This window comes from Micromonospora sp. ALFpr18c (genome assembly GCF_008868155.1).
Lineage (GTDB): Bacteria > Actinomycetota > Actinomycetes > Mycobacteriales > Micromonosporaceae > Micromonospora.
On sequence record NZ_WBKR01000275.1, the window covers coordinates 1 to 6,051 of the forward strand.

The window sequence follows — 6,051 nt, forward strand, 5'->3', positions numbered from 1 at the left end:
GGGGTTGTCACGGTCAGTGCGGAGATCAGAGATGATGTCATCGGCGGGTGGAGTTCCTCGGTGGTCGTGCAGCGTCAAGAACTCCATGATCACCTTGAGGGCTTCACCCGCTTCATCCGCCTCCACACAGGCCACTCACCCCACGAAATCCCTGTTCAGCGCCCCGCGCCGCGAGAACGCAACAGCCCTGGCATCTCGGGTGGCTGGTCACCGGCTACAGCGAGGCCCGCGCCGTACTGGCCGACCCGCGATTCAGCTCGCGCCGCGAACTGCAGCACTTCCCCATCCGCCACCCGATGGTGCCGACCGAGCCGACTCCGGCCGCGCCGGGCTCGTTCCCGGAGATGGACCCGCCCGACCACACCCGCTACCGCAAGCTGCTCACCAGCCACTTCACCGCGCGGAAGATCAACCTGCTGGCGCCGCGGGTGGAGGAGATCGTCACGCACTACCTCGACGAGATGGAGAAGGCAGGCCCACCGGTCGACCTCCTCGAGGCGTTCGCCATGCCGGTGCCGTCCCTGGTCATCTGCGAGCTGCTCGGCGTGCCGTACGAGGAGCGGGCGCAGTTCCAGACCCGGTCGGCAGTCATGGTGAACATGACCTCTACCCCGGAGGAGACCGCCGCCGCCTTCGGCGGCCTGCACCAGTTCGTGCACGAGATCGTGTTGGCCAAGCGGGCCGCGCCGACCCAGGATCTGCTCGGACAGCTCGCCGCCGGCGACGAGTTGACCGACGAGGAGCTGACCACGATCGGGCTCAACCTGCTCTTCGCGGGACACGGCCTGACCGCGAACATGCTGGCCCTGGGCGCCTTCGCGCTGATCGACGCGCCAGAGCAGCTCGCCGCGCTGCACGCCGACCCGGCGCTGATCGACGGTGCGGTCGAGGAGCTGCTGCGGTTCCTCACCATCGTGCATGTCGGGCCCACGCGGACCGCCCTTGCCGACATCGAGCTCGGTGGTCAGGTCGTGCGCGCCGGCGAGACGGTGACCCTGTCGCTGCCCGCCGCCAACCGCGATCCGGCCCACTACGAGGACCCGGACATCCTGGACATCAGCCGCGGCTCGCGCCAGCATCTGGCCCTCGGCCACGGCCTGCACCAGTGCCTCGGCCAGGAACTGGCCCGGATGCAGATGCGCATCGCCTACCCGGCGCTGTTCGGTCGCTTCCCGGACATCCGGTTGGCCGTCCCGCGTGAGCAGATCCCGATGCGCGACCAGATGGCGTTCTACGGCGTGCTCGCGCTGCCGGTTGCCTGGGGCTGAATCCCTGTTACGCGAAACGGCCGCTTCCACGTGCACGTGGAAGCGGCCGTTTCGTGTCCGAGATCAGGCGGAACGGGCGTCCTTGCGGAACAGCTGGATCACGATCGCGCCGACCGTGAGGTGCATCAGCACGAGCGCGACCTTGGTGCCGGTCGTGGCGTCGACCAGGAGCGGCAGCACCAGCGAGATCAGGAGCACGACGACCGCCACCGTGGTCCAGATCGCCTTGGCGCGCGCCGTGAACTTCTCCAGCAGGGCCAGCAGGGCCCAGCCGAACAGCCCAGCGAACACGGCCGTGAGCACCACCGCGAAGACCGAGACGTCCTGCGGGCCGGAGCCCTGGTCGACCTTCAGCTCGGCGCCGGCCGCCTTGGCGATCAACCACACGACGACGGCGCCGACCACGGCGGCCACGATGGCGATGGCCCTGGTCCGCGCGCGCGACGTGCCGCTGACGGCCCGGGTCGTGGAGGCTTCCGCAGACATGAATTGTCTCCTTCTGGTGGGGAGGTGCGAGGCGTGGTCCGACCGTACCAGATGATACTTTTCTTTACTATCTTGTTTTGAACGGACCCTTCGGCCAGGCTTACTCCGGTACGAGATAGTTCCAATCGCGGACTAGTTGCTAGGCTGGGTGGCATGAGCGACGTGCCTGACCTGATGTTTCTCATGTCCTGGGCCACCCACGCGCTGGCCCAGGAGCACGCCGTGGCCCTGTCCGGCCTGGGCATCTCGACCCGGGCCTACTGCGTGCTGGAGCGTGGCCTGACCGGTGAGCTGACCCAGAGCCAGCTGGGTGAGCTCTGCGGCATCGACAAGACCACCATGGTCGTCACTCTCGACGAACTCGAGCGGGCCGGGCTCGCCGAGCGCCGGATGTCGGAGACCGATCGGCGAGCTCGGATCGTCCGGGTCACCCTTAAGGGCGAGCAGATGGTCGCCGAGGCCGGCGAGATCGTCGCCCGGCTCCAAGCCGAGATCCTCTCCACGGTCCCGGCTCGCGACCGCAAGGTCTTCCTGGACGTGCTCGGCCGCCTGATCAATGGCCGGCTCTCCACGATCGTGCAGGCCGAACGGTCGGTCCGGCGGCGCGCCGCGAAGGCGGCGTGACCGCTCAGGCGCCGATGCTGCGCGGGTGGCGGAAGAAGTTGTAGCGGTCGAAGGCGGTCTTCGCCCTGACCAGTCTCGGATAGTTCTCCGCGTAGTACTGCTCCCGCCAGTCGGGCAGGTCGTAACTGGGGAAGTTGACGTAAGCGCCGGTGGAGAACGGTTCCAGAGCGACCGCGCCGGCGTCGGTCCAGGTTGTCGCGGCCGCCGCGTCCGCCGCCGACGGATTGGCATCGGCGTAGGTGGCCACGTAGCCCATCACCCACTGGGCGTCGCGGTGCACGAAGGCGGTCTCGGACCGGCTCCGCTCGTTCGCCACCCCGCCCACGCTCATGCAGTTGAGCACTCGCGTCTGCCCCGGGTGCCGATCGGCTACCAGCGTGTCGACGGCACGGCTGACGTCCGCGGCGGCGAACGGCCGGGAGACGAAACGGAAGGCGTCGCGCTGGAACGTGCCACGGTGCACGCTCGCCTCCGGGTTGGTGCCCACCCGGTGACAGGCCTCCATCGAGATCTGGTCGCAGCCGTACATCTTCTGCATGGCCTCGGCGTACGGCAGTTCGGCGGAGACCCTGCTCAGCGGAGCCGCGCCGGCCAAGCTCGCGAGCTGGTCCAGCGAGGTGTCCAGCGCGGCCTGCGTGCCGTGATGCACGCCGTAGACGAAGACCAGCGTGTTCTCCTCGGGCAACCCGTCCGGCAGCACGGCGACCATGGTCGAGCCCAGGTCGACCGACGCCGTCGCGGTCCACTCCTGCCACGCGGGAAGCACCGTCTGGATGTCGGCGAACGACCACTGGGTGTTGTAGTAGACGGCCCGGGGCTGGTCGATGCGACGCACCTCGAAGTCGACGACCACCCCGAAGTTGCCGCCGCCACCGCCGCGCAGCGCCCAGAACAGCTCCGGCTCCTGGGTCCGGGAGGTGGACACGATCCGGCCGTCGGCCAGCACCACGGTGGCCGAGACCAGCCGGTCACTGCCCATGCCGTACTTGCGGGTCTGCATGCCGATGCCGCCGCCGGAGTAGTAGCCGCCGGGGCAGACCGTCGGACAGGTGCCGGTCAGAAGCTGCGTCTGCTGCTTGCTGAGGGTGGTCAGCGCGTCGATCGACTGGGTACCCGGCCCGACGTGCACGGTCCGGGAGTTCGGGACGGCGTGGTTGATCCGGGAGACGTCCAGCACCACGCCCGGCCCGGTCGACCAGCCGGCGAAGTTGTGACCGCCGCTGCGGGTGTGCAGCGGCAGACCCCGGTCCTGGGCGAACCCTCCGAATCATCCGAAAAGTTCGCGGATAACTCCCATTGCTCGTGGCGAGATCGCTTCGTCAGGGTAGAAGTCGCTGCACAGACGTATAGCGTCGTCCACCGTCGTTACCTTGGCCAGCGCCGCCAGGGCGCGAAGGTCGTCCACGTCGCGGGTCCGCGCCGCGAGCGCTTTCATCGCGAAGATGTGCTCCGGCGAGGCGGCCATCACGCGCAGGCCAGGATGGTCGAAGACTCGCCGCTTGCCAGGGTCGTCCTTGCCGGATACGTACACGCTGGCCTGCTCGTTGAGCCACCACGGCGGTAGGCCCAGTTCGTCGGCCACTGCACGCGCCTCATCGAGGACGACTCCGTGCGGAACGAACATCGCGTCGACGTCCCTGGTCACCCGCTTCGCGTCGTAGGCGAGCGCCATCGCGGCACCACCCACGATGAAGATGTCAGCGACGACTCCGCGCCGGACAAGCCGGTCGCCCAGGTGAGCGAAAGCGCGTTCGAGTTCCGCGCGCCCCATGAGGACGCCGTCTGATCCGCTCACGCCGCGGCCAGGTCGTGAACGGACAGGTACACACCGTGCTTCCGGAATGCAGCCGGGGCCCATGCCAGGGCGTCAGCCCGGTGGATGGCCAGTTCAGCCGGGAACCATGCCCGGCGCAGAACACGTGCGTCGACCCATGCGGGCGGAGCAAGATCCGCCTGAGCCAGCAGGTGCTCCGCGAGCGCGGCAAGCAGCGCGTCCCACCGCGGGTCCCCGGTCAGCCCGGGCTCATCTTTCAACAGGTCGACCCTGGTTTCGGCGGGTTCCCAGCGGTACTCCTCCAGAAACTCCCACACGAGTTTCCAGCGAGTCTGGTCGGTGTCCGCGGATGCCAGATGGGTGGCCAACCTGGCCAGACTCATCGGTTCGTAGCTGGTACCCATCGGGCAGGCCTCACCTTCGAGCCGACGGCTTCATTCGTTGCAGACTATCGCGATGCCGCCCGCGAACACCGCAGAGGTGAGATGGCGACGGGTGCCCGATTTGGGCCGCGCCCCCGCTCGGAGGGTTCACCCATGCTGCGCGCGCGGCAGCACCCTTGTGATCTTGGTTGTAGGCAGCGCAATCTGTGACGTTGCCTGCCAACTAACAGGGCATGCATGCGAGCGTGACTCTCAGTCAGGATGTGATCGGGAAGACTACGAAGCTGATTGATTTTCTCGCGGATGTGACAGCCGCAGTCGAACAGGTCAGCGTGGTGTGGCGCAGCCAGTGGGTCGAGATGCCGTGCACGGCCACCCAGGGCAGGCGCTCACCCATGCGTTGCCACAAATGGTCGTAGCGGCGGCTGGTGATCGGTCGGCCGTTGCGCGCGCGCAGGAGCGGATCGGTCGGCAGGACCGCGCCGCGGGCGGCGGCGTGCTCCCGCAGGTGTCCGGCGAGATCGAGGGTGATGGGCTGCCAGCGGACAGTGGATCCTTTCTCGGCGAGGCGGACGAGCCCGTTGGTCGCATCGAGGTCGACCAGCCGTAGGGCCAGGGCGCCGCCGCGGCGGCCCGCGGTCTCGGTGTGCAAGCGCAGGAGCAGCGCGTCGAGGATGACGTCGTTTCCGCTGGTGCGCGCCATCGCGTTGATCTCCTCCAACTCGTGTGCGGTCAACGCGCGGCGGGTGCCGGGTAAGCGTCGGGGTTTCGCTACTCGGTGCGCGGGGCTGGCGGCGGCGTCGATCAGCCCGTCGGCGATGGCACATCGGTAGAACGCGCGGGCGGCGGCGATGAGGTGCTCACCGGCGTGCCGGCCGTTGCGGCTGTTGCGCCGCGACACGGCGCAGGCGATCATCACCTGTTTCAGAGCCTCGAACTCGCTGGCGGTGACGGAGTCCAACGGTCGCTCCGGCCACGCGGCGGCCATCCGCTCCCAGTAGGTGCCGTAGGTGCGGCGTGCTCCGGGCCCGGCAGCGGCGACAACACGGGGCAGGTACTCGGCGACCGTCGGCACAACGGACGGCGTCGCGGGGTGCGATTGCAGGTCGGTCACCGTGACGCCCAGGCGAGCCAGGACTTGGCGAGCGGCAGCGATGGCGGCGGGGTCAGTGTTCATTGCCGGCTCCCGCCAGGTGCGTGTGCAGGTCGGCGAGCAGGCGTACGACGGTGTTGACGGGATGCATGTCAAGCCCCGGGTTTGATGGAGAGTTGGTTAGCTGGTTTTCAGGGGTGCGGTGACCGGGTGGGTCATCGCGTGTAGTGCCTCGTGTTCGGCGGGTGGGACGTGTCCGAGCTCGCCGTGCAGCCGCCGGTTGTTGTACCAGTCGACCCTCCCTGTCACGCTGATGTGAGACAGCTCGTCTACCAGGGGATACTCTTCCTGGACGGTTCTGAGGAGAGATCATCAGCATGACGTCGAAGTCCTACGAGAGTCTGGATCCGGACGCCCGGCCCC

The 6,051-nt window shown here is 68.2% G+C and carries 7 protein-coding genes and 1 pseudogene; 2 read left to right on the plus strand and 6 right to left on the minus strand.

The features are described 5' to 3' along the window. Positions 1–296 precede the first annotated feature (296 nt). The gene (locus F8271_RS29230; RefSeq protein WP_151493056.1) at positions 297–1,268 is read left to right on the plus strand and encodes a cytochrome P450; all 972 of its coding nucleotides are present in this window, start codon (positions 297–299) and stop codon (positions 1,266–1,268) included. Positions 1,269–1,331: 63 nt separating this feature from the next. Here F8271_RS29230 and F8271_RS29235 read toward each other — a convergent pair whose 3' ends face one another. Beyond that, on the minus strand, positions 1,332–1,754 hold the full coding sequence (locus tag F8271_RS29235; RefSeq protein ID WP_151493057.1) for a DUF6069 family protein: 423 nt from the start codon (positions 1,752–1,754) through the stop codon (positions 1,332–1,334). A 153-nt stretch (positions 1,755–1,907) separates the two neighbouring features. Here F8271_RS29235 and F8271_RS29240 point away from each other — a divergent pair, with 153 nt between their 5' ends. Then, positions 1,908–2,378, plus strand: coding sequence for a MarR family winged helix-turn-helix transcriptional regulator (locus F8271_RS29240; RefSeq protein WP_151493058.1), 471 nt, complete (start codon positions 1,908–1,910; stop codon positions 2,376–2,378). A 4-nt stretch (positions 2,379–2,382) separates the two neighbouring features. Here the strand turns inward: F8271_RS29240 and F8271_RS34300 are convergent, their stop codons facing one another. The 5 genes and pseudogenes from F8271_RS34300 to F8271_RS29260 all read right to left on the minus strand — a co-directional run bounded on the left by F8271_RS34300 (position 2,383) and on the right by F8271_RS29260 (position 5,712). Then, a complete protein-coding gene (locus F8271_RS34300; RefSeq protein ID WP_370461990.1) occupies positions 2,383–3,087 on the minus strand; it encodes a BBE domain-containing protein in 705 nt (234 codons plus the stop codon). A 216-nt stretch (positions 3,088–3,303) separates the two neighbouring features. After that, a pseudogene (locus F8271_RS33925) lies at positions 3,304–3,624 on the minus strand (FAD-binding protein); the annotation flags it as partial. 21 nt (positions 3,625–3,645) lie between these two features. Then, positions 3,646–4,149, minus strand: a complete 504-nt coding sequence (locus F8271_RS29250) for a DUF6036 family nucleotidyltransferase (protein WP_151493060.1) — start codon at positions 4,147–4,149, stop codon at positions 3,646–3,648. Positions 4,150–4,169: 20 nt separating this feature from the next. Further along, positions 4,170–4,556, minus strand: a complete 387-nt coding sequence (locus F8271_RS29255) for a hypothetical protein (RefSeq protein ID WP_151493061.1) — start codon at positions 4,554–4,556, stop codon at positions 4,170–4,172. 235 nt (positions 4,557–4,791) lie between these two features. After that, positions 4,792–5,712 (minus strand): site-specific integrase, encoded by a 921-nt coding sequence (locus F8271_RS29260; protein WP_151493062.1) that lies wholly within the window; start codon positions 5,710–5,712, stop codon positions 4,792–4,794. Positions 5,713–6,051: the final 339 nt, after the last annotated feature.